The sequence below is a fragment of the Streptomyces sp. W16 genome, assembly GCF_033194735.1.
Taxonomy (GTDB): Bacteria; Actinomycetota; Actinomycetes; order Streptomycetales; family Streptomycetaceae; genus Streptomyces.
On sequence record NZ_JAWOAI010000966.1, the window covers coordinates 1 to 1,934 of the forward strand.

The following is a 1,934-nucleotide window of genomic DNA, read 5'->3' on the forward strand; positions in this document are numbered from 1 at the left end:
GGCAGGCCGACCCGGGTCAACAGGTCCTCCGGGGTGGTCCCGTCGGCCGGTTCGCCCCGACCGGTCGCGGTACAGATGCCGTCGGCGATCTGCGCGCCCACCCGGCGCCGGGGGTTGAGCGAGCCGTAGGGGTCCTGGAAGACCATCTGGACGCCGGTGAGGGCCGGATCGCGGCGGCGGACCCGCAGCGGGCGTACCGGTGTGCCGTCGTAGGTGATGCGACCCTCCGCGGCCGGGGTGAGGCCGCAGACCGCGCGGGCGAGAGTGGACTTGCCGCAGCCCGACTCGCCGACCAGGCCGACGACTTCGCCCGCCCGCACCTGGAGACTGACCCCGGCGACGGCGCGGGTGGGCGAGGCGCCCGGCCGGTGGTACTGGACGACGAGGTCGTCAACAGACAGGAGGGGGGTCATACGGTGCTCCTTCCGGGGAGCGCGTCCAGGAGCTGACGGGTGTACTCGTGCCGCGGCTCGGTGAGGACCCGGCCGCGCGGGCCGGTCTCCACGACAAGGCCGTGGCGCATCACGCTCACCTCGTCGGCGATCGCGGACATCACACCCAGGTCGTGGGTCACCAGCAGGACGGCGAGACCGAGTTCGTCGCAGAGCCCGCGCAACAGCCGCAGTACGCCTGCCTGCACGGTCACGTCGAGGGCAGTGGTCGGCTCGTCGGCGATCAGCACCTTCGGTTCGCAGGCCAGCGCGATGGCGATCGCGATGCGCTGCCGCATCCCGCCGGAGAACTGGTGCGGGTAACGCCCCAGCGCCGCAAGGGGGTTGGGGATGCGGACCTGCGTCAGCAGGTCAACCGCCCTCTCCTTCGCGGCCTTTCGGCTCAGCTTCAGGTGGTGGCGCAGATGGTCGGTGAGCTGGTGTCCGATGCTGAGCATGGGGTGCAGGCTGGTGGACGGGTCCTGGAACACCATGCTCACCGATCGGCCGCGCAGCGCGGCCAGTTGACGGGGCGGCAGGGTCAGCAGGTCGGTGCCCTCCAGCTCGATCCGGCCGCCGGTACGGGCGCCCGGCGGCAACAGACCGAGCGCCGCGAGGCCGGTCATGGTCTTGCCCGAACCGCTCTCCCCCGCGAGCCCGTGCACCTGACCGGGCCGCACCGCGAGGTCGACGCCACCGAGAATGCGACGGCCGCCCAGGTCGAGGGTGAGACCGCTGATCTCCAGCACATTGCCGGCGGTCATCCGACACGCTCCTTCTCCGCGCCGATGGTGCGGGCCGTGCCGGGGTCGAGGGCGTCCCGGAGCGTGTCGCCGAGGAAGTTGAAGGCGAGGACGACGGTGAGGATGGCCAGGCCCGGGAAGACCCCGATCCACCACTTGTCGAACTGCTGGGTGCCGTCCGCCACCATCGCGCCCCACTCGGCGGTCGGCGGCTTGGCACCGAGCCCCAGGAAGGACAGCCCGGACAGCAGCAGGGTCGCGGTACCGATGTCGAGGGTGGCCAGGACCAGCAGCGGCCCGAGCACGTTGGGCAGGATGTCGACGCGCAGCGACCGCCAGGCGGAGAACCCCAACAGCCGTCCGCTGAGCACGAATTCACGGTTCCTGAGGCCCATGACCAGACCCCGGGTGACGCGTGCGTACGACGGCCAGGACACCACCAGGACGGCCAGTACCGCGTTCTGCAGGCTGGCGCCGAGTGCGGCGGCGACCACCATCGCCAGGATGACGGTGGGGAAGGCGAACACCAGGTCCGCGATCCGCATCACGGTCTCGTCCACCCAGCGTCCGAAGAACCCGGCGCAGGCCCCGAGCACTCCGCCGACCAGCAGCGACATGGCCACCAGCAGCAGTGCCAGCGGGATGGAGACCCGGGCGCCGTACAGCACCCGGCTCAGGACATCCCGGCCGAGCTCGTCCGTGCCGAACCAGTGCCCGGCGCCGGGGTCGGCGAGCCGGGGCAGGTCCTGCGCGAGGGGGT

Annotated in this window: 3 protein-coding genes; all 3 read right to left on the minus strand. The window is 71.9% G+C overall.

The features are described 5' to 3' along the window. On the minus strand, window positions 1-413 hold a 413-nt coding region (locus tag R6V09_RS51985), incomplete at its 3' end, for an ATP-binding cassette domain-containing protein (RefSeq protein ID WP_317888378.1). Further along, the gene (locus tag R6V09_RS51990; RefSeq protein ID WP_317888379.1) at window positions 410-1,195 is read right to left on the minus strand and encodes an ABC transporter ATP-binding protein; all 786 of its coding nucleotides are present in this window, start codon (window positions 1,193-1,195) and stop codon (window positions 410-412) included. The genes R6V09_RS51985 and R6V09_RS51990, both read right to left, overlap by 4 nt. Then, a partial coding sequence (locus tag R6V09_RS51995) for an ABC transporter permease (protein WP_317888380.1) occupies window positions 1,192-1,934 on the minus strand: 743 nt, incomplete at its 5' end. The genes R6V09_RS51990 and R6V09_RS51995, both read right to left, overlap by 4 nt.